The 20334-nt window shown below is 74.8% G+C and carries 17 protein-coding genes; 2 read left to right on the top strand and 15 right to left on the bottom strand.

The window, feature by feature from the left end; translation table 11 throughout:
* Position 1 precedes the first annotated feature (1 nt).
* The 6 genes from Ani05nite_RS06090 to Ani05nite_RS06115 all read right to left on the bottom strand — a co-directional run bounded on the left by Ani05nite_RS06090 (position 2) and on the right by Ani05nite_RS06115 (position 9277).
* On the bottom strand, positions 2-1549 hold the full coding sequence (locus Ani05nite_RS06090) for a DUF1800 domain-containing protein (protein ID WP_239129377.1): 1548 nt from the start codon (positions 1547-1549) through the stop codon (positions 2-4).
* A gap of 51 nt (positions 1550-1600) precedes the next feature.
* On the bottom strand, positions 1601-3046 hold the full coding sequence (locus tag Ani05nite_RS06095) for a UDP-glucose dehydrogenase family protein (RefSeq protein WP_239129386.1): 1446 nt from the start codon (positions 3044-3046) through the stop codon (positions 1601-1603).
* Between the two features lie 26 nt (positions 3047-3072).
* Positions 3073-4629 (bottom strand): glycosyltransferase family 39 protein, encoded by a 1557-nt coding sequence (locus Ani05nite_RS06100; protein ID WP_203765879.1) that lies wholly within the window; start codon positions 4627-4629, stop codon positions 3073-3075.
* 7 nt (positions 4630-4636) lie between these two features.
* Complete coding sequence (locus Ani05nite_RS06105) at positions 4637-6709, bottom strand: acyltransferase family protein (RefSeq protein WP_203765880.1); 2073 nt, start codon at positions 6707-6709, stop codon at positions 4637-4639.
* Complete coding sequence (locus Ani05nite_RS06110; protein WP_203765881.1) at positions 6706-8295, bottom strand: glycosyltransferase family 2 protein; 1590 nt, start codon at positions 8293-8295, stop codon at positions 6706-6708. The genes Ani05nite_RS06105 and Ani05nite_RS06110 overlap by 4 nt, the downstream gene beginning before the upstream one ends.
* A gap of 391 nt (positions 8296-8686) precedes the next feature.
* Positions 8687-9277: a dienelactone hydrolase family protein gene (locus tag Ani05nite_RS06115; RefSeq protein ID WP_203765882.1), complete on the bottom strand. Its 591-nt coding sequence runs from the start codon at positions 9275-9277 to the stop codon at positions 8687-8689.
* A 64-nt stretch (positions 9278-9341) separates the two neighbouring features.
* Here Ani05nite_RS06115 and Ani05nite_RS06120 point away from each other — a divergent pair, with 64 nt between their 5' ends.
* Positions 9342-9932 carry an ArsR/SmtB family transcription factor gene (locus Ani05nite_RS06120; protein WP_203765883.1) on the top strand — a complete coding sequence of 197 codons (591 nt, stop codon included), beginning with the start codon at positions 9342-9344 and terminating at the stop codon, positions 9930-9932.
* A gap of 131 nt (positions 9933-10063) precedes the next feature.
* Positions 10064-10702 carry a thymidine kinase gene (locus Ani05nite_RS06125; RefSeq protein WP_203765884.1) on the top strand — a complete coding sequence of 213 codons (639 nt, stop codon included), beginning with the start codon at positions 10064-10066 and terminating at the stop codon, positions 10700-10702.
* Here Ani05nite_RS06125 and Ani05nite_RS06130 read toward each other — a convergent pair.
* From Ani05nite_RS06130 to lexA, 9 genes are all read right to left on the bottom strand, one after another.
* On the bottom strand, positions 10662-11375 hold the full coding sequence (locus Ani05nite_RS06130) for a hypothetical protein (protein WP_203765886.1): 714 nt from the start codon (positions 11373-11375) through the stop codon (positions 10662-10664). The two genes, Ani05nite_RS06125 and Ani05nite_RS06130, sit on opposite strands and share 41 nt — an antisense overlap.
* 54 nt (positions 11376-11429) lie before the next feature.
* Positions 11430-12539 (bottom strand): hypothetical protein, encoded by a 1110-nt coding sequence (locus Ani05nite_RS06135; protein WP_203765888.1) that lies wholly within the window; start codon positions 12537-12539, stop codon positions 11430-11432.
* Positions 12536-13633, bottom strand: a complete 1098-nt coding sequence (locus Ani05nite_RS40840) for a LuxR C-terminal-related transcriptional regulator (RefSeq protein WP_239129379.1) — start codon at positions 13631-13633, stop codon at positions 12536-12538. The genes Ani05nite_RS06135 and Ani05nite_RS40840 overlap by 4 nt, the downstream gene beginning before the upstream one ends.
* On the bottom strand, positions 13630-13905 hold the full coding sequence (locus Ani05nite_RS06145) for a helix-turn-helix domain-containing protein (RefSeq protein WP_203765890.1): 276 nt from the start codon (positions 13903-13905) through the stop codon (positions 13630-13632). The genes Ani05nite_RS40840 and Ani05nite_RS06145 overlap by 4 nt, the downstream gene beginning before the upstream one ends.
* Positions 13906-14265: 360 nt before the next feature.
* Positions 14266-16281, bottom strand: coding sequence for an ATP-binding protein (locus tag Ani05nite_RS06150; RefSeq protein WP_203765892.1), 2016 nt, complete (start codon positions 16279-16281; stop codon positions 14266-14268).
* 47 nt (positions 16282-16328) lie between these two features.
* Positions 16329-18638: a glycoside hydrolase family 65 protein gene (locus tag Ani05nite_RS06155; protein ID WP_203765894.1), complete on the bottom strand. Its 2310-nt coding sequence runs from the start codon at positions 18636-18638 to the stop codon at positions 16329-16331.
* Positions 18631-18954 carry a PfkB family carbohydrate kinase gene (locus Ani05nite_RS06160; protein WP_239129381.1) on the bottom strand — a complete coding sequence of 108 codons (324 nt, stop codon included), beginning with the start codon at positions 18952-18954 and terminating at the stop codon, positions 18631-18633. The genes Ani05nite_RS06155 and Ani05nite_RS06160 overlap by 8 nt, the downstream gene beginning before the upstream one ends.
* A 119-nt stretch (positions 18955-19073) precedes the next feature.
* Positions 19074-19613: a dodecin gene (locus Ani05nite_RS40845; RefSeq protein ID WP_239129382.1), complete on the bottom strand. Its 540-nt coding sequence runs from the start codon at positions 19611-19613 to the stop codon at positions 19074-19076.
* Positions 19614-19684: 71 nt separating this feature from the next.
* Positions 19685-20329 carry a transcriptional repressor LexA gene (gene lexA, locus Ani05nite_RS06170; RefSeq protein WP_203765897.1) on the bottom strand — a complete coding sequence of 215 codons (645 nt, stop codon included), beginning with the start codon at positions 20327-20329 and terminating at the stop codon, positions 19685-19687.
* Between the last annotated feature and the right edge of the window lie 5 nt (positions 20330-20334).

The raw sequence follows: 20334 nt of genomic DNA on the forward strand, positions 1-20334 counted from the left end.
GTCACCTCACCGCGAAGTAGGGGGAGTTCAGCATCAGGGCCACGAGCTGGGGGAGCCGCCAGCCGACGGCCGAGTCGGACGGCCGCAGCGCCGTGCCGGCGGTCTTGCCGAAGTACGCCGCCAGCGCCGACCTGTGCTCGGCCGGCAGGGTACGGCCGAACAACCGCCGGGCCAGCGCGTCGATCAGTTCGCCGTAGGTCGCCGGCAGCGCGCCGACGAGCGCACCGGCCAGGTCCGCCGGCCGCTGGAACTCCTTGGGCCGGTAACCCGCGACGATGTGCAGGTGGGCGTTCCACCGGGCCAGCACGCCGCCGGGCGACGTCCAGGCCGCGGCGACGTCGGGGTAGCCGTTCGGTGGCGCCCAGGACAGCGGCGCCTGACCGAGCGAGCCGATCAGCCAGTAGAGCGATTCGATGCCCGCCGTTCCGGTGGCGTCGGGGCCGTAGCCGACCGCGCGGACCGTCGCCACGATGTCCTCGTACGGGGTGCGGATCTTCGCGCCGGCCGAGGCCCGGAACTCCGGCGAGCCGAACAGGGCCCGCAGCACCGGGACGATCGCGGACCGGTGCTCCAGGTAGACCTTGGCCAGCCGGTTCACCAGGGAGGCGGGCGGGTTGTCGGCGACGAAGCGCACGCACAGCTTGGTGGCGATGTGCCGGGCGGTCGCCGGGTGCCGGGCCAGGTGGTCGAGCAGGGCCAGCACCGCCGTCTCGCCGCCGGCCGCGGTGGCGTTGTCGTGCCGGAAACCGGCCACCTGCACCGGACCGGTGGCGTGCGTGTTCGGGCTGTACTTGTAGCCGCCGGTGTCCCAGTCGACGGTCAGCCCGGTGAGCAGCCGGGCGGCGTCCTTGACGTCGGACTCGGTGTAGCCCAGCCCGACGGTGTGCAGTTCGAGCAGCTCGCGGCCGTAGTTCTCGTTCGGCGCGTACTTGGTGGAGAAGCGGTTGTCCAGGTACGTCAGCATGGCCGGGTGCCGGGCGGAGGCCTTGAGCAGGTCGGCGAAGCGGCCCAGCGCGTGCGGCCGGATCACCGTCCGGTCGTAGTCCTGCCGGCTGTCCCAGACGTCGCCGGCGGGGTTGGTGACGTTGAGGTGGTTGGACCAGAAGTCGACCATCACCTCCAGCAGCTGCCGCTCGCTCCAGATGGCCCGGCTGGTGGCGGCGAAGCCCAGCTGGAGCATGGTGTCCCAGCCGTACCGCAGGGTGCCCGCCCGGACCCGGGAGCGGACCTCGCCGATCGACAGCTCGATCAGCGGGAAGCGGGTCAGCAGGGCGTCGCAGGCCGGGTCGGCGATGGCGGCCGGGTCGAGCTGGCGGTCCAGCCAGGCCGCCGTGCCGAGCCGGCGGATCTCGGCGACGGAGGCGGCGGTGGGCCCGTAGGTGGCGCGCCGCAGCAGGTGCAGCTCGGCGTCCGCCGCGAGGTACGACTTGGTGGTCGACGCCGCCGCGGCGGCCGGCGCCGGCCCGGCCGCGGTGAGCGCCACGGCGGCGCCGGCCGCGCCGACGACGCGGCGGCGACTGATGCGGGTCTTCCCCGGGGATGCCGTCACACAACCTTGTTCGGCCGGCCGGCCCGGCCGCCGCGCGAACCCGTTGGATGGCTACCGAGCCGCAACGGGCCGGGTTGCCGGGCGGGGGAGCGGCGGGCGGCCCGCCGGGTCGTCCTGGTCGAGCGCGGTCCACCCGGCCGGGGCCCGGTCCGCGGGCCGGGAGCCCAGCCCGCGGTACCGCCAGCCGGCCGCGGTCCAGGCCGCCGCGTCCAGGCAGTTGCGGCCGTCGATCACCAGCGGGGTGGCGGCGAGCCGGCCGAGCCGGGCCGGGTCGGCGGTGCGGAACTCCGGCCACTCGGTCAGGACGCAGACCAGCTCGGCGTCGCGGACGGCGTCGTCCAGCGACTCCGCGAAGCGCAGACCGGGCTGCGCCAGGGCGGCGTTGGCCATCCCCGCCGGGTCGTAGACGCGCACGCCGGCGCCCGCGCGGGCCAGCGCCGCCGCGATCTGCAGGGCGGGCGCGTCGCGGACGTCGTCGGAATGCGGTTTGAACGTCGCCCCGAGCACCGCGACCCGGGCGCCGGCGAACTGCGGGCCACCCGGCCCCGGCGGGCAGCCGAGCAGTTCGGCGGCGAGCTGGAGCACCTTGCCGCGGCGGCGCTGGTTGATCAGGTCGACCTCGTGCAGGAAGCGCAGGGCCTCGCCGGCCCCGAGTTCCTGGGCGCGGGCCTGGAAGGCGCGGATGTCCTTGGGCAGGCAGCCGCCGCCGAAGCCGACGCCGGCCTGCAGGAAGCGGTTGCCGATCCGGGGGTCGTAGCCGATGGCCCGGGCGAGCTGGGTGACGTCGCCGCCGGCGACCTCGCAGACCTCGGCCATCGCGTTGATGAAGCTGATCTTGGTGGCCAGGAACGCGTTCGCGGCCACCTTGACCAGCTCGGCGGTGGCGAAGTCGGTCACCACCACCGGCACCTCGCGATCCTCGGCGGCGGCCAGCTCCAGGATGCCGCGGTGGGCGGCGTCGACCAGGGCGCCGGCCCACTCCGACCGTACGCCGACCACGATGCGGCTGGGCCGCAGCACGTCCTGGACCGCCCGGCCCTCCTGGAGGAACTCCGGGGACCAGGCCACCTGCACGCCGAGCCCGGGCGCGTGCTTGGCGACGAGCCGCTCCACCCACTCGGCGGTGCCGACCGGGACGGTGGACTTGCCGACGATCAGCGCCGGGCGGGTCAGGTGCGCGGCCAGCCCGGTGACCGCCGACTCGACGTACGACAGGTCGGCGCCGGTGCCGCCGGGCCGCTGCGGCGTGCCCACGCAGACGAAGTGCACGTCGCCGAAGTCGGCCGTCTCGGCGTACGAGGTGGTGAAGCGCAGCCGGCCGGCGGCCAGGTTGCGCCGCAGCAGCTCGGTCAGGCCGGGCTCGTGGAACGGCACCGTGCCGGCCGTCAGCGCGGCGATCCGGGCCACATCGACGTCGAAGCCGAGGACCTCGTACCCCAGTTCGGCGAAGCAGACGGCGTACGTGGCGCCGAGATAGCCGGTGCCGACAAAGGTCAGCCGCGGTCGGGGCATCGTCGTCTCCTTCATCGTGGGTCCTTGCGGTCCAGCCGGAAGATCCGGATCTGCTCGAAGGACCGGTACTCGCTGAGGGTGTAGGCGGTGAGCAGGAACCCCTGGGTGGGGCCGGGCATGCCGTCCATCGGGTCGAGGTTGGCCGCCGTGGTCGAGACCAGCCAGATCCGCCGGGTGTCGCCGACGCACGGGCCCGGGTCGACGCACTCCTGCGCGCCGAAGGTGCCGTTCTGCTGCGAGGTCCGCTCGACCAGCACGTCGCGCAGCAGGCCGAGGCGCCGCACCTCGTAGTCGAAGGCCCGGCGGCCGTTACGCGTCGTGCCGGCGTAGGCGATGCCGTCGTCGGGCGCGGCCACCGCGGCCAGGGCCAGGGCGGCGGAGTGGAAGTCGGGTTCGCCGTAGACCGGGCTGTGCCGGGCCGCCTGCTGTCCGGGCCCGCTTACGGCGAGCACCGCGACCGCCACCAGCAGGCCGCTCAGCGACAGCGGGACCCGCGCGGCGGCCCGGCGGATGTACCGGGTCAGCGAGAAGCCGAGCGCGGCGGCCAGCAACGTCCACGCCGGCACGGTGAAGAGCAGGTAGCGGTGCAGGAAGAGATGCAGCACCGGGAACGTGACGTAGCACCAGAGCGGCGGGAACAGCGCCCAGCTCAGCAACAGGACGACCGGTCCCCGGTGCCGGGCCCAGAGCAGCGCCGTGGCCAGCAGCGCCGCGGCGCCGACGACCAGGGCGACCTGCCAGGAGCCGAAGATCCGGACCGGCAGGCTGGTCAGCGCCTCGCCGTCGGCCCGGATCCAGGAGATGACGCTCGACTGCTCCGAGCCCTTGGCCGCCAGCGGCAGCGCCGCGGTCACCGCGAGGGACGCGCCGGCCAGCCACCGCAGCAACCGCAGGTCGCCGCTGACCCGGAAGGCCCGCCACATGAAGACGGCGTGGGCCAGCAGCACGGTCAGGGTCACGATGTGCATCAGGCCGGCGAGGACCAGGCCGGCGCCGTACAGGATCCAGCGCCGCCAGGTGGGCCGCTCCAGCGCCCGCAGCAGCAGCAGCGTCGCCAGCGTCGCGAAGCCGATCGCGAAGGCGTACGGCCGGGCCTCCTGGCCGTAGCGGGTCGCCGCGGGCAACCCGGCGAAGATCAGTCCGGCCGTCAGGCCGACCCCGGTGTCGAAGAGCCGGCGGCCCAGCATCGCGACGAGCGCCGCCGTGGCGGCCGTGGCCAGCGCCGAGGGCACCCGCAGGCTGGTCTGGGAATCGCCGAAGAGGTCGATCCAGAAATGCAGGAACAGGTAGTACGGCGCCACCACGGCGTCCACATTGGCCAGCAGCTTGGCCAGGTCGCCGAAGCTGAGCGTGGCGGCGTACCAGCTGGCGTACTCGTCGTTCCACATGCTGCGCGCGCCGATGCCGGCGACCGACAGCCCGAGGGCGAGCAGCGCCGGGGGCAGGGCCAGCGCCACCGTGCCCGCCGCCGGCCAGCTCCGGACGGCGGCTTCCGGGACGGTTGCGTCCGGCGGGTGCGCGCCGCCGGCCGGCGCGACGGGCGGGGACAACACGTGCACGTTGGTCATCGGATCCTCATTCGCCGAGTGCCTCGTTCAGGACGCCCGCCAGCTGTCTGGCGTAGGCGGACGTCAGGTGGTTGTCGTCGCGGTAGACGACGGTGCCGCCGATGACGGCGGGGCAGATCAGGGGCGTGCAGAACCACGCGGTGGAGTCGACGACCCGCGCGCCGTGGGCCTGCACGACCGCCCGGACGATGCGCTGCCGGGGCAGCATCAGGGACCGGAACACGTCCAGGTGGCAGCGGTTGACGGCGGCCGGGTACGCGGCCAGGCACCCCGGCACGTCCCGGTGCGCGACCGGCGTGTCGGCGATGACCACCGGCCGGGCGCCGGCCTGCTTGACCCGGCTGACCGTTTTGGCCCAGGCGGCGGCCCAGTCCTGGTCCCGCCCCGCGGTCACCGCGACGTCCAGCGGGCCGGTCTCGCGGTTGCGGGTCGACATGACGACCATGACCGGCCGCAGCTGCCGGATCCGGTCCAGCGCCCGCAGCCGCCACTGGTCGCACGCCACGTACGGCTCGGTGCCGCCGTCCCGGCCGACCGTGCCGAGGGCCGGGCCGCAGTCCGCCTTCGTGAAGACGACGAGCCGCCAGCCGCGCTCGCGGGCGACCACGTCGAGGGCGTCGAACCACTGCTGGGCGTGCGAGTCACCGAACAGGACCACGACCCGGTGGCCGGCCACCGCGCCGTGCTGCTCGCAGCCCCGGCGGATGTTGTCGGAGACGAACCGGCTGGCCGGCGGCGCCAGGCATCCGCCGTCGCGCGGCGTGCTCGTCCGGACCCGGGCGAGGGCGGGCGTCAGGTCGCGGGGCAGCGCGGTCGCGGTGCTGCTCTCCCGGATGATCTCCTGCAGGCGGGCGACGGTGAAGCGGCCGGAGGCCAGCACGTCGGCCGGCGTCCGAACGGTCGCCGCCCCCGGGCCCGGGGCCGCGGGAGCCGGCAGGTTCGCGGCGACCAGGGCCAGCACCGCCGTCACCGCGACCAGCGAGCCGCCGAGGGCGAGGGCCCGCCCCGGTCGGCGGCGCAGGCCCCGGTGCAGGTGGATGCGGTTCTCCACGGCGGCCACCGACATGGCCGCCGGCACCAGCGCGGCGGCGGCCAGGAGCACCCGGGCCGGGGTGGTCGGCGGATGACCCAGGACGTACGGGGCGAGGGCGAGGATCGGCCAGTGCCACAGGTACCAGCTGAACGAGACCCGGCCGAGCTCCTGCAGCGGGGTCAGCCGCAGCAGCCGGCGGGCGCCCCGGGGCGGGCGGGCGCAGCCACCGGCGATCACCAGCCCGGCCCCGGCGGCGGCCGGCAGGACCTGCCCGGTGGCCGCGCCGGCGAGCACCGTGCCCAGGCCCAGCCAGGTCAGGCTCGCGGCGAGCGGGGCCGGCAGGCCGGCGAGCCGTCGCGCCCCCAGGGCGATCAGCGCACCGACCCCGAACTCCCAGGCCCGGGCCGCCGCGCCGGTGGCGGCCCAGGGGTACGCCGCCGGCTGGAGCCAGACCGCGAGCGAGGCCGCGGTCACCACGGTCAGCACGGCGGCGGCGGCCGGCCCGCTCGGCCGCCCGCGCCGCGCCCAGGCCAGCGAGGCGACGGTCAGCAGCACCGGCAGCACCAGGCCGACCTGCACGATGACGGTCAGCGACCAGAAGTGCTGCAGCGGCGAGAGGCTGCCCGGCTCCACCGGCGGCCCGGTCATGGTGGCCGTCGCGGCGGCGAGGGCGTCCCGGGACACCGCCGCACGGTCGGCCGGCGGCATCCAGTGCCAGGCCGCCAGGAGCGTGCCGAGGACCACCACCATCGACGCCGGCACGAGCCGCGTCGCGCGCCGGGCGTAGAACCGGAGCAGCGAGACCCGCCCGTCCCGGCGCAGTTCGAGGAACACGCTGCCGGTGAGCACGAAACCGGAGATCACGAAGAAGACGTCCATCCCGGTCCCGCCGCCGGCCAGGCCGCCGACGCCGGTGGCCGAGCCGACCAGCAGCAGGACGGCCACAGCGCGCAGCCCCTGCACGTCGCGCCGGAAGACGGGCGTCGCCGCCGGCGCCGGCGCCGTCCGGGGCTGGGCCCGTTCGAGCAGGTGGGTGCCGCCGGTCATGACGCGGTGGCCGAGGCGTAGGCGGCCGCCGGACGTGCGCCGGGGAGCACCGGATCGGTGTCCCGGGCGCTCGCCGCGACGGGGTGCCGCTGCGGTGTGGCCCGGCCGCCGAGCAGCAGCGGCCAGACGAAGTACAGCATCGGACCGGCGAACAACACCGTCGCCCAGAGCTGGTCCAGGCCGTACCGGGCGATCCCCAGCCCGATGCCCGACCAGGTGAGCAGCTGGGCGGTGATCAGCCAGACCCGCAGCAGGCGCAGGACGCGCCGCGCGGTGGACGTGCGCTTGGCGGCGCCGGTGGGCACCCAGGCGGCGGTCCGGCCGCGCAGGAAGTCGTACAGGGCCAGGGCGTGGCAGAACCCGATGAGCATCTGCACCCGGACGACGGCCGGCGACCACCGGTAGTTGGTCACCCGTGGCATCAGGGTGGACCACACGAAGATGGTGCCGATCAGCGGCAGGTAGTTGAGCGGCCGGATCTGGTCGGGGAAGAACCACAGCATCAGGAAGCCGGGGAGCTGGCTCGTGAAGGCCGCGACGGCGGTGGTGATGTAGTACAGGAAGCCGGTCCAGAAGCAGAGCTTCTGCTTGACGGTCAGCGCGGAACGGTGGAAGCCCGGGTCGGCCAGCAGGCTCATGCTGCCGGTGCACCACCGGTACTGCTGGTTGGCGAAGCCGTCGAAGTTGTCCGGGCAGACGCCCTTGGCCAGGTTCACCGGCACGTAGCGGGTCCGGAAGCCGGCCTTGGCCATGTTGACGCCGGTGTGCACGTCCTCGCTGTGCCCGATCTGGGCGAAGCCGCCCGACCGGCGCAGCGCGGCGCGCCGGTAGACGGCGTTGGTGCCGACACAGATGGCCGCGTCCACGGCGTCGCGGGCGGGCTGGATCCAGCGGTAGAACATCTCCTGGGTCGCGCCGGCCGACCGCTGCAGCCAATTGAAGTGATCCTGCTGGACGTCGAAGAATTGCGGCGACTGCACGATCCCGACGGTCTCGTCGGCGAAGTAGGGCGCCAGTTCCCGGATCATGTCGGCGCGCGGCGCGAAATCGGCGTCGAAGACATGAATGAGGTCGCCGGTGGAGTTCTCGTATCCGTACCGCAGGTTTCCGGCCTTCTTCAGCTCGCCGCGGTTGGGCCGGGAAAGGTACCGGAAACCGTGGTCGGCGGCGAGCGCGGCGACCGCCTCGCGGGCCGAGTCGTCGAGCACGTGCACGGTGAGCGGGCCGGGCCAGTCCAGCCGCGCGACGTGGCGGTAGGTGTTCTCCAGGATGGCCAGGGACTCGCCGGCCGACGGCAGGAACACGTCCACCGAGGGGTACGCGGCGGGCCGGTACGCCGCGACCAGCGCCTCGTGCTCGGCGCGGGAGCTGCGCCGCTTGCGGGTGCTCGACAGCAGGCTGATGAGCACGGCCACGACCTGCAACGCGATCAGCTCGTAGAGCAGGCTGGTCCACATCGAGTTGGCCGCCAGCCGGGACATGCCGAACATGACGCCCGCGAAGGCCAGCAGGAACACGCAGAAGATCCAGCGACCCTGGGCGCCGTAGTAGAGGTACTTCTCGTCGTCGGCGGGCGGCAGCGGCACGTATTCCGCCACTGTCGGTCTCGAGGCGCCGGCCCGGGGATCCCGCTGTTGCTGAAGCTGTGCGACTGCCACCGAATAAGGCCTTCCGTTGGTGATGACGGAGCCGGCTCGGGGCACAGCCATCACGCGACGGACGACCACGGTTGAGCCGGCGGATGTCAGTCGATCACCCGAAAAGAGCGCACGAATGCATTTTCGCCGACGTTCACCGGCCCGTACGGGTTAGGCCGATCGGGCGAGGGAAAAGCGACGTTCGGCGGCCCGGCGGCCGCTGTGCAGGGAGCTGACCTGCGAGAACTTCACCCACCCGCGGCGTACCGGGAAAGGAGCGGCCAAATGGTGGTGATGTAGATCACAGGGTGAACTGTCGGATGTGTTCTGCATTTGTTTTTCAGGACAGCCGGTCGAGAAACTCGCCGGACCGGCGCAGGGCCAGCTCGGTCGCCGCCGCGTCGTGGGCCGGCAGCGAGCTGTCGGTGAACAGGTGGTGGTCGCCGGGATAGAGGAACAGCTCGGCCACCCCCGGCCCGGCCGCCGCGACCAGTTCCCGGGCGGCGTCGAGGTCGCCCTCCAGGGCGAAGAACGGATCCCGGTCCATGCCGTGGATCTGCACCGGCAGTCCGGCCGGCCACGGGCCGAGCGCCCACTCGCCGGTGATCGGCAGGCAGGACTCGTACAGCAGGGCGCCGCGGGCGCCGGGGCGGGTCTGGGCGTACCGCTGGGCGGTGGCGGCGCCCCAGGACAGGCCCGCGTAGACCAGGGCCTCCGGCAGTGCGGCCACCGCCCGCTCGGCCCGCGCGGCGAGCTGCTCGTCGCCGAGGCTCCCGACGTGCGCCAGGCCCTCCTCGACGGTCGCCGGCCGGACGCCCTCGAACAGGTCGGGCGTGTGCACGGTGTGCCGGCCGCCGCCCAGCCGCTCGGCGAACGCCCGCACCCCGTCGGTCAACCCCTGCACGTGGTGGAACAGCACGACCTCGGCCATCTCTACACTTCCCCTCGTCGGACGACACCGCTCGAATGATCCAGAATATTAGAACGGTCGAACTTTGTCGGTCAATGAGCAGATCCCGGACTACGACCTCGACGACCTGATCGTGGTCACCGCGCCCGCGCAGCTGCGGGCGATCGCCGACCCGTTGCGCGGCACCCTGCTGGAACTGGTGCTGGAACGGGCCGCGACGGTCTCCGAGCTGGCCCGGGCGGTCGGCCGCCCCAAGGGCACGGTCGCCTACCACGTGAACCTGCTGGTCGACGCCGGCCTGTTCCGCGTCGTGCGCACCCGGCGGGTCCGCGCGATCGAGGAGCGCTACTACGGCCGGGTCGCGCGGACCATCTCCATCGGCGCCCTGCACCGCCCCGAGGACCGGCAGGTCGCCGCCGCCGTCAACGGCATCGCCGAGGCAGCCGCCGAGTCCGCGGCGGCCCACGCGGCGGACGAGCTGCGCTGCCTGCTGGTGCACGCCCGCATCCCGATCGAGGACGTGCGCGCCTTCTGGGCCGAGGTGCAGGAGGTCGCCCGCCGCTTCGCCCAGATCCCGCGCTCCGGCGACCAGGCGTACGGCTTTGTCGCCGGCCTCTATCCCACCGACGCCCCGACGCTGCCCGACGCGGCGCCCGGCGAGCCGGGCGGCCGCTGAGCGCCGGCGTTCCCCACGGAGATCACCGGCTATCATCCTTCTCGCTTGCCGCGCCGCGGTCCCGTGCCGCGTGCGCCGGGCCCGGCCGGCCGCACACCACAGGTCCGGACCCGGGAAGGCGGCAACGCACGGTGGCTCAGCTGCACTACCGGCACGCGGCGATGAACAGCGGCAAGAGCACCATGGTGTTGCAGTACCGGCACACCTACGCCGCCTGCGGGCGCCGGGGCCTGCTGATGACCCGCCTCGACCGGGCCGGCACCGGCATCGTCTCCTCCCGGATCGGTCTCGCGGCCGACGCGCTGGAGATCGGCGCGACGACCGACCTGACCGAGCTGGTGCTGTCCCGGCCCGGGCCGCGGGTGGACCACGTCATCGTGGACGAGGCCCAGTTCCTGGCGCCCGAGCAGGTCGACCAGCTCGCCGCCCTGGTGGACGACCACGACATCGACGTCTTCACGTTCGGGCTGCTGTCGGACTTCCGCGGCCTGCAGTTCCCCGGCTCGGCCCGCCTGGTCGTGCTGGCCGACATCGTCGAGGCGCTCCAGGTGTACCCGATGTGCTGGTGCGGGCAGCCGGCCCGGATGAACGCCCGGGTGGTCAGCGGGCTGATGGTCCGGGACGGCGACACCGTCGTGCTGGGCGACACCGGGGCCGACGTCGGCTACGTGGTGCTGTGCCGGCGTCACCACCGGGCCGGTCAGCCGTACGCCTCCCGGCCGGAGCCGGTCACGCCAGCAGCGACTGCCGCATCTCTCTGCCGGGGTTGAAGCCACCGACGACCCGGTGCCCGCCGGGCTCGCGCACGTCGACGGTGTGGTTGCGCCGCATCAGCTCCCGGACCGGCGGTGGCAACGGGGGCGGCTCCGGCATGGCCGCGCGCAGCTCACGGGCCGTCGCGATGAGCCGCCCGGCCAGCGCCGCCGCGTCGGCGTCGACCGGGACCCGGCCGTACTCCCACCCGGCCACGGTGAGATCGAGGATCTCGAACAGGTGGGCCAGCGGCGGCTGCGGATCGGCCACCCGGACGTACCGGCGGGCCTGGTCGCCGAGGACCGTGGCCGCCGCGGCCACCTGGACGTACGGGTGCAGGCGGCCGGGCAGCGCGAACAGCGGCCACCGCAACTCCGGCCCGGCCGCCTGCCACAGCGGCCGGTAGTTGCGGCGGTCGACGGCGACCCCGTGGCCGGTACGCCGGTACAGCTCGCCGGCCTGCGCCAGCAGCTCCGCGTGCGCCTCGTCGGCGAACTCCCGCAGCACCGTGGCGGCCACCGCGAGACCGTCGTCGCCGTCGAGCGCCGGCACGACCGCGGCGGCCTGCTCCGGGAACGGGACGCGGACGTGCGCGCCGTACCGCCGCCGGATGTCCTCGAGCAGGGCCTGCTGCCGGGCCGGGTCGGGGTCGGCGCGCCGCCGGCCGGGACCGAGCGGGAACCACCGCATGTCGCCTCGTCTCCGCCGCCGTTGTGCCGGACGCGGCCATGCTAATCGAGGCGATCAGAGGCAGGAGGCGCAGACGCCCGGCGGATAGTCGGGGTCCGGCAGCGGAACGTTGCTGACCAGCGGCTTGCGGACGCGTGCTTCGTCGGTGCGGATCGGCGCCAGCCGGTACCGGTCCGGCTGGTCCCGCACGATCCGCCAGCACCGGTCGTGCACGCCGTACAGCCGGCCGCCGCGCTGCCGGATGCCGGAGGTCAGGCAGAGCGCGCCGGTGTTCTCGTTCACCTGCGCGCCCTTGGCCAGCGGGACCTGGGCGAGGTCCCAGGCGGGCATGACGATGCCCCGGTCGCTCCAGTAGCGGACCGCGTGGATGGTCGGCTCCGTCCCGTTCGGATCGCACGAGTCGACCGCGCCGGCCATCCAGATGTCGAAGCCGTTGACGTTGTCGTCGGACGGCCCGGCGAACGAGTCCGTGATGGACACGGTGTGACAGGTGGGCTCCTCCGGCAGCAGCGGGATGGTGGGCCCGCTGATCGGGGTGTCCCACGTGGTGCCGGGCGGCCCGGGCGGCCCGGTGGTCCAGGTCGACGCCAGACAGTCGACGGCACACACCGGGCCGGTGGGCGTGGCGTCCTCCGGCGGGTACTCGCTCAGGTCCGCCGTCACCAGCGGATCGGTCAGCGGCACGGCCGCGAACCGGGTCACCAGGTGGTCGGCGCCCGAGCGGACCGGCCGCACGCACGCCGCGTTCACGGCGACCCGCCCGGCTCCGTGCGGGGCCTGCCCGGTGCTGACGCACAGCGCCGCGACGTCGGGCGCTATCCGGCCGGTACGCGAGAAAGCCGTGCCCCCCGGACCCGCGGCCCGCCAGGGCGTGCTCATCAGGCCGGTCGGGACCCCGCCGCGGACGTGGTACTGGGTGATCGCGAGAGTGGCGTCGCCGCCGCTGCCGCACGGCGTGGACCGGCCCTTGACGGTGGCGTCGAACCACGGTTCCCAGAACTGGGAGTCGGGGCGGTACACCCCGCGCAGCCCGTCGATCGTGACGGTCACGCAGGCCGGCGCCGCGGCGACCGGCGCCGCGACGGGTGCGGCCGTGGCGGGGGCCGCCGGTGCGGCAGCCGCCAGCAGCACGACGGCCGCGGCGGTGAGAAGACGTTCGATCATGAGGTCCGATCCTGGTCGTGGAGGAGGGCGAGAGCGGGCGGGCGGGCCGCCCCCAGGGCGCCGAGGGCGAGGCCGAGCTGGAACCGGTTGTCCACGCCCAGCCGGTCCATGAGCCGGCGCAGGGTGTTGGTGACCGAGCGGGCGCTGATCCGCAGATGCGCGGCGGCCGTCACGTCGGTGTGGCCGAGCGCCAGCAGGTCGACGAGGGTGCGCTCCCGGGCCGAGAGCACGATCGGGTTCACCGCGCCGACCTGCGGGTCGGTGGCGGCGTCCCAGTGCCGTTCGAAGAGCTCGGTGAGCGCGCGCACCAGGCCGGGGTGGCCGATCTCGACGTAGCCGCGCTCCAGGCGTTCCGGGTCCGCCGGCAGCAGGGCCACCGCCCGGTCCAGGACGATCAACTTGAGCGGCACCCGCAGCGACTCGCGGACCTGGTACGCCGGGTGGTGCGCCTCCTGGGGATCCAGGGCGTCCCGGTCGGCCGGCGGCACCCCGAGCACCCGCATCCGCGTGCCCTGCGCGATGAGCCGCCGGTCGAGCTCCGCGCCGGTGCGGGCCGACTCGGCGTCGAACTCCTGCTCCGGGTTGATGGTGAGGGTCTCCCGGCGGCCGGGCAGCAGCTCGGCGTAGCGGGCCCGGGTGAGTTGGCGGGTGGGCAGATACCGCACCCGGGCGCCCAGCGAGCCGCCCAGCCCCGGCTCGGACAGCGGCAGGTCCAGCGCGCCGAGCCGGGCGCGCAGGTCGCGGACGACGCGCCGGTGCGACTCGGCCAGCGCCTGCCCGTCGGCCAGGGACAGCCGCCGCGTGCGCAGGGCGGCGACCACCACCCCCGGCGGCGCGGCGGCCCAGGTGCGGCTCGGCGCGGCGGCCCGCCGGTCACCGGAGACGGTGACCGCGCCGCAGGCCCGCAGCTCGGCGAGCGCGTCGTCGATGCGGCGGACCGGCATCGCCAGCTCCAGCCCGAGGCGGCGCCGGTTCTCCGGCCCGAACGTCACCAGCGTGCGGTAGACCAGGTCGGCGTCGGCCGACGCGCCCCAGCGCACGAGCGAGGGCAGGGCCGCTCCGATGGTGAGCGCCGCGGGCGCGGTGACGCTCATGGCCGGCTCTCCGGCGACGCGGTGGTGCCCTCCCGGCCCGGGACGGGCCGGCCGGCCGCGGCGCCGGGCGCGTGCGCCTTGCGCAGGAACCCGAGCGCCAGGCCGAGCTGGAAGCGGTTGTCCACGCCGAGCCGGTCCATGAGGCTGCGCAGGATGTTCGTCACGGAGCGGGGGCTGATGCCCAGCTGCTCGGCCGCGGCCACGTCGGTGTGGCCCTGCGAGAGCAGCGCGATCAGCTCCCGCTCGCGCTCGGACAAAGTGATCTTTCGCAACCCGGTCCCCATCGACGGCGTCCTCGCCGGAGCGCGCCGACCCACCCGTCGCCGCCCCCGTCGCCGCACTCAACCACACCACCCGGGCCGGGACCAGACCTGCCGGGTTTGTCGGCCGGGGCGGTGCGGGATCCCGCACGTCCGCCGGTGCGGTATCCAGCAAATGCGGCCGCGCCGGCCCCGATCCGTTGACCGTCCACATTCGGGCGTCGCACCCTGACCCGGGGCGGGAGCAGCCCGCGCCGGCACCCCGGTCCGGGCGGGCCCGGCCCGCGCCGGCACGGCGGCCCGGCCGGGTCCGACATCACGACGGGGGATGTCGGCACCGGACCATCCCGGGCCGCCGGCCCGGGTGCGCGGTCAGCCGGCGGCGCGCGGGATCCGGACCGTGACGATCGTCCCCGTGGGCTGGCCCGGGGCGAGGGTGATGGTGCCGTGGTGCCGTTCCACGACCGCCCGGCTCAGGGTGAGGCCCAGGCCGCTGCCGGGAATGCCGGCGTGGTGGGCGTTGCGCCCCCGGTACAGGCCGCGGAACAACTGGGCCCGCTCGTCGGCCGGGACACCGGAGCCGGTGTCGGCGATGGTGAGCAGCGCGGTGGCGCCGTCGGTGGTCAGCGTGACGCCGACCGTGGCGTCGTCCGGGCTGAACTTCACGGCGTTGCTCAGCAGGCTGTCGACGACCTGGCGCAGGCGGGCCGGGTCGCCGGGGACGGTCAGCCGGTCGGGCCGGCTGACGGCGACGGTGATCCGGTGGTCCTGCGCCGTACCGGCCGTGGCCGCCACCGCCGCGGCGACCACGGCGGACAGGTCGACGGCTTCGGTGGCCAGGCGGGCGTGGCCGGACTCCAGGGCGGCCAGGTCGAGCAGCTTCTCGATCAGGGAGTGCAGCCGGCCGTTGTTGCGGGCGATGACCTCGAGCAGGTTGCGGACCTCGCCGATGGTGGTGTCGTCGCTCGACTCGGCGATCAGGTCGGTGTAGGCGCTGATCGAGGTCAGCGGGGTCCGCAGCTCGTGACCGACCAGGGCGATGTACTCGTCGGTGGTGGCGGCCAGGTGCACGGCCAGTTCCTCGGCGCGCCGCCGGTCGAGGTAGGCCCCGATGGTGCCGGCGATGCCGTTGAGCAGGACGACCAGGGCCGGCTCGGGCTCCTGGGCGCTGCCGGAGAAGACGGTCAGGACGCCGGTGATCCGCTCGCCGCTGTGTACCGGCACCGCGCCGGCGGCCCGGCAGGTCGTGGCGGCGATGACCTCCGGCAGCAGCGGGGAGCCGGGGGCGTGCACGTCGGGCACCCACACCAGGTCGCCGCGCTGCCAGCACGTCCCGCCGAGCCCCACCCCGCGGGCCATGCTGTCCGGCAGGGGCAGCGGCGGCACGGACTCGGCCTCGAACGATGCGGCCGGGCGCAACACCTCGTCGGCCTCGTCGACCAGCCACAGGCGCACGTACGGCCAGCCCAGCGTCGTGCCGACCGCCCGCAGGATCTCGTCGCCCAGCGTGGCGGCGTCCGGGCTGCGCGCCAGTACCTTCAGCACCTCGGTCGAGCACTCCTGGAAGCGCCGCGCGCGGTGTTCGGCGGTGATGTCCTGCACGGCGGCGACCGCGCCGGTGACCACGCCCGCGGCGTCGCGGATCGGCCGGGCGTTGACCGAGAGCCAGTGGTCGTGACCGTGGTCGTCGTCCATGAGCAGGCCGGCCCGGCGGACGTCCTCGCCGGCCAGGGCGCGCAGCAGCGGGATGTCGGCCGGGGCCAGGGGAGTGCCGTCGTGGTGACGCATGGTGGCCCGCTGTGTCCACTGTGCTGCCGGCACCGGGTCGCCGGGGGCGTCCGGGACGCCGAACAGCCGCCGCAGGGCGGGATTGAGGACCATGAGCCGCCCGTCGGTGTCGCAGGCCACCACCCCGGCGTCGAGGCCGTCCAGCAGCGCGCCGACGAAGGCCGCGCAGCTCTCGACGTCCCCGGTCATGCCGTGGGGCCGGGAGGGCTCCGCCGGGCCGGCGGCGGCGTGCACCGGGCCCTCGCCCAGGTGCCGGCGCAGCGCCGCGATCAGCTCGTGCACGCCGAACGGCTTCGTCATCACCGTGGTGGCGCCGACGGCGGCGAGCCGCGGGTCGCTGGGCGGCAGGTAGCCGGTGAGGACCATGATCGGGATGTCGGCGAGCTCGGGGTCGGCGCGTACCGCCCGGCAGAACTGCACGCCGTCCAGGTGCGGCATGTCCACGTCGGTCACGATGAGGTCCGGCCGGTGGGCCGCGACCGCGGCCAGCGCGGCCCGGCCGTCACCGACGATGGTGACGTCGTGGCCGAGCCGGCGCAGCACCTCGGCGACGATCCGCTGATGATCGACGTCGTCTTCCGCCAGCAGCACCGAGGCCATGCCCCATGGTATTCGGGCAAAAGGGTAGCTAGCTCCCTTTTCGCGGACTACGCCTCCAGGGCGTCCCGGCGGCGGGCCGGCGGGCGCGGCGACGGCGGCGCCGCCCGCACCTCGAGCGGCGGGATCGACCGGGTCACCGGCGCGCCGGCCACGGTGACCGCCTCGCCGTGGTGGGTGATCTCCACCGGCGGCCCGCTCACCTCGTACGTCGCCTCGGCCGGGGTGACCGTGACCCGCAGGCTGCTCTCCCGCCAGCGCAGCCGGAAGCACAGCCGGGGCAGGTGCTCCGGGAGCCGGGGAGCGAAGCTCAGCCGCCCGCCGTTGTCGCGCAGCCCGCCGAAGCCCATCACCAGCGCGATCCACGAGCCCGCGCAGGCCGCGATGTGCAGCCCGTCGCCGCTGGACTCGCCGCCGGCCCGCAGATCGAGCAGCGCCGCCTCGGCCAGGTAGTCGTGGGCCAGCTCCAGATGCCCGGTCTCGGCGGCCAGCACCGCCTGCGCGGGCGCCGACAGCGAGGAGTCGCGGACCGTCCGGGCCTCGTAGTAGGCGAAGTTGCGGGCCTTCTCGGCGGCGGTGAACGCGTCCGACCGCAGCGCCATGGCGAGCACCAGGTCGGCCTGCTTGCTGACCTGCTTGCGGTACAGGTCCAGGTACGGGAAGCGCATCATCAGCGGGTAGTCGTCGTCCTTGGTCTCGGCGAAGTCCCACTCCTGCAGCCGGGTGAAGCCGGCCGCCTGCTCGTGCACCTCCCGGGCCGGCGACCAGGGCAGGTGCAGCTCGTCGGCCACCTCCCGCCAGGCGGCGAGCTCGCCGGCGCCGACGTCCAGGTCGTGCGCCCGGTCCGGGAACCGCTCGCAGGCCGCCGCCGCGCCGCGCAGGTTGTGCCGGGCCATCAGGTTGGTGAAGGCGTTGTCGTCCATCAGCGCGGTGTACTCGTCCGGGCCGGTGACGCCGGAGATGTGCCACCGGCCGTCGTCCGCCCGGTGGGCCACCTTGCACCACAGCCGGGCCGTCTCGACCAGGATCTCCAGCCCGGCCTCGCGCAGGAAGCCGTCGTCGCCCGACGCCGCGGCGTACCGCAGCACGGCGTCGGCAATGTCCGCGTTGACGTGCAGGGCCGCCGTGCCGGCCGGCCAGTAGCCGGAGCACTCCGACCCGCTGATCGTCCGCCACGGGTACGCCGCACCGGCCAGCCGCAGCTCCCGGGCCCGCTCCCGGGCGGCCGGCAGGGTGGCGTGCCGCCAGCGCAGCGCCAGCCCGGCACAGGCCGGGTGGGTGTACGTCAGCACCGGCAGCACGAACGTCTCGGTGTCCCACAGCGTGTGCCCGTCGTACCCGTTGCCGGTCAGGCCCTTGGCCGCGATCGGGTGCGGCCCGGCCTGCGCGCCCGCCTGCAGCACGTGGAACAGCCCGAACCGGACCGCCTGCTGCACCTCGGGGTCGCCGTCGAGCTCGACGTCGGCCGCCGCCCAGAAGTCGTCCAGGTACGCCCGCTGCTCGGCGGCCAGCGCGTCGAAGCCCAGCGCCACCGCCGCGTCGCGGTCCTGCCGGGCCCGCCGGGCCGACGCCTGCTCGCCCCACGCGTACGCGAGGAACTTGTCCACCCGCAGCGCGCCCTCGCCGGTGATGGTGCAGCGGATCCGGTCCGGTCCGCTGGTGACGGCTTGCGTGCCGGCGGTGCGGTGGGCGACGGCCGCGGCGACGGCCAGGCCGCTGCGCCGGGTGCGGTGCTCCAGCACGTCGTCGCTGTGCCCGACCGGGCGCAGCGGGCGGTGCAGGGTCGTCGCGGCCCGCGGGTCGTCGCGCTGCGCGGCCTGCTCCTCGTTGGCCAGCAGGTCCGAGTCGAGGCGTAGCCGGACGCCCGGGTCGCGGACGGTGACCTCGTAGCGGATCGCGGCCACCGACGGGTGCGGGAACGACACGAGGCGGGTGCTGACGATCCGGACGGCCGCGCCGGCGGGCGAGACCCACTCCACCTCCCGGCGCAGGGTGCCGGCCCGCAGGTCCAGCACGCGTTCGTGGGCGACCAGCGCGCCGGTCCGCACGTCGAACGGCTCGCCGTTCACCGACAGCGCGATGAGCTTGCCGTTCGGGGCGTCGACGATGGTCTCGGACTGCTCGGGGTAGCCGTACCCGGCCTCCGCGTAGCGCAGGTCGCGCACCTCGAAGAGGGAGTTCAGGTAGGTGCCCGGCATGCCCTGGGGGTCGTTCTCGTCCAGGTTGCCGCGCAGGCCGATGTGCCCGTTGGCCAGCGCGAACAGCGACTCGGCCTGGCGCAGCGCGGCCGTTTCGAGCGCCTCGGCGGACAGGCCGGTCTGGCGGACGCACCAGGGCTCCGCGGCGGCGAGGTCAGCCACGGGCGGCCGGGCCGGTGAGGTCGGGGCGCCCGCCGGCGTGGGAAACGGTGGCGCCCGAGGCGGCCGTCGCCCGCCGGGCGGCCTCCGGGTACGGATCACCGCGCAGCAGCGACGCGGTCGGCGCGGCCACGAACGCGTCCCCGCCGCCGGTGGTGTCGACCACCTTCGCGCCGGTCAGCGGCAGGTGCAGGTGCCCGCCGGCCCAGCCGAACAGGTTGCCGTCGCCGGCGGAGGAGCCGGGCTCCGGGAGCTCGTCCACGGACAGCGCGAGGTCCGGGGTGAGCTGGCCGACCACGGCCGCGGTGGGTGTCGTCACGGCCGGTGTCATACCCGCCGGGCGGCACGATCCACTCGGTGGCGGCTGAGAGGCAGCTGACAGTTCGGCCGGTGGCGGCCGCCCGGGACCGGTCGTCCCGGGCGGCGCGCCCGGGACCGTCAGTCCTCGACGCGGAACCCGATCTTCATCCGGACCTGGAAGTAGGCGATGTCGCCGTCGACCACCTGACCCCGGATCTCCTGCGTCTCGAACCAGTCGATGTTGCGGACGGTCTGCGCGGCCTTGCGGATGGCGGTACGGATGGCGTCGTCGACGCTCGTCGGGCTGCTCCCGACGACCTCGCTGAGCCGATACACATGGTTGGACATCACAGCCTCCTCGGGCTTGAACCGGTGGCCTCCACCCTGCCGTACCGGAGCGGCGCCGCGACCGGCTCGTCGTGATCGGATGCCCGGCGTGGCGGACCGGCGGCCGCGGCCGGGGTCCGCGGGATCAGCGGTCGCGACGGCGGTCAGGGCCAGCACGGCCACCAGGAACGCGGTTGCGACGCCCCGGGGGCTGGGCAGCGGCAGGGCCAGCTGGCGTACGCCGCCGTCCAGGTCCTGCCGGCACGAGGAGTAGGTGGAGGTCGCGCGCCAGGCGGAGGCGCCGGCCACGTCGCTCACCGCCAGCGGGCCGGTGTCGCGGTTGCACGGCACGGTGGCGATCTCGTCCGGCGCGGCGCCGGCCCGGTACGGGGTGACCGCGGCGGCCCGATCGAGCGACCGGCTCAGACCCGGCGCAGCACCGAGACCACCTTGCCCAGCACCACCGCCCGGTCGCCGTCGATGTCGGCGTACGCCGGGTTGCGCGGCTCGAGCACGACGTGGCCGGCGCGGCGGCGGAAGACCTTGACCGTCGCCTCGTCGTCGATCAGCGCGCACACGATGTCGCCGTTCCACGCCTCGGGCTGCCGGCGGATCACCACGACGTCGCCGTCGCAGATGGCCGCGCCGGTCATCGAGTCGCCCCGGACCCGCAGGCCGAACAGCTCGCCCCGGCCGACCAGCTCGCGCGGCAGGGTCAGCGTCTCGTCGAGCGTCTCCTCGGCCAGGATCGGGCTGCCGGCGGCGACCGCGCCGAGCAGGGGCACGCCCACAGTGGCCGGGTCGCCCTCGGCGCGGGACGCGGGCTCCAGGAACATCCGGACGTCGACCGGCCGGGTCGTGGCGCCGCCGCGGCGCAGGAAGTCGCGCTCCTCCAGGACGCGCAGGTGCCGGCTGACCGAGGAGGTCGAGGCCAGCCCGACCGCGTCGGCGATCTCGCGGGTGGACGGCGAGTAGCCGTACCGCACCGCCCAGTCCCGGATGACCGCCAGGATCGCCCGTTGCCGGGAGGTCAGGGTGGACGTGTCGAGGTGTTCGGTGGCCGGCATTCGTC

It is taken from the genome of Actinoplanes nipponensis (assembly GCF_016862275.1).
Taxonomy (GTDB): Bacteria; Actinomycetota; Actinomycetes; order Mycobacteriales; family Micromonosporaceae; genus Actinoplanes; species Actinoplanes nipponensis.

What these genes read in the sequence shown, in the direction of transcription:
- Ani05nite_RS06115 (WP_203765882.1), bottom strand. Translation starts at nt 9,277, where the DNA reads ATGGCCGAGGTCGTGCTGTTCCACCACGTGCAGGGGTTGACCGACGGG.
- Ani05nite_RS06100 (WP_203765879.1), bottom strand. Translation starts at nt 4,629, where the DNA reads ATGACCAACGTGCACGTGTTGTCCCCGCCCGTCGCGCCGGCCGGCGGC.
- Ani05nite_RS40840 (WP_239129379.1), bottom strand. Translation starts at nt 13,633, where the DNA reads ATGAGCGTCACCGCGCCCGCGGCGCTCACCATCGGAGCGGCCCTGCCC.
- Ani05nite_RS06150 (WP_203765892.1), bottom strand. Translation starts at nt 16,281, where the DNA reads ATGGCCTCGGTGCTGCTGGCGGAAGACGACGTCGATCATCAGCGGATC.
- Ani05nite_RS06105 (WP_203765880.1), bottom strand. Translation starts at nt 6,709, where the DNA reads ATGACCGGCGGCACCCACCTGCTCGAACGGGCCCAGCCCCGGACGGCG.
- lexA (WP_203765897.1), bottom strand. Translation starts at nt 20,329, where the DNA reads ATGCCGGCCACCGAACACCTCGACACGTCCACCCTGACCTCCCGGCAA.
- Ani05nite_RS06130 (WP_203765886.1), bottom strand. Translation starts at nt 11,375, where the DNA reads ATGCGGTGGTTCCCGCTCGGTCCCGGCCGGCGGCGCGCCGACCCCGAC.
- Ani05nite_RS06135 (WP_203765888.1), bottom strand. Translation starts at nt 12,539, where the DNA reads ATGATCGAACGTCTTCTCACCGCCGCGGCCGTCGTGCTGCTGGCGGCT.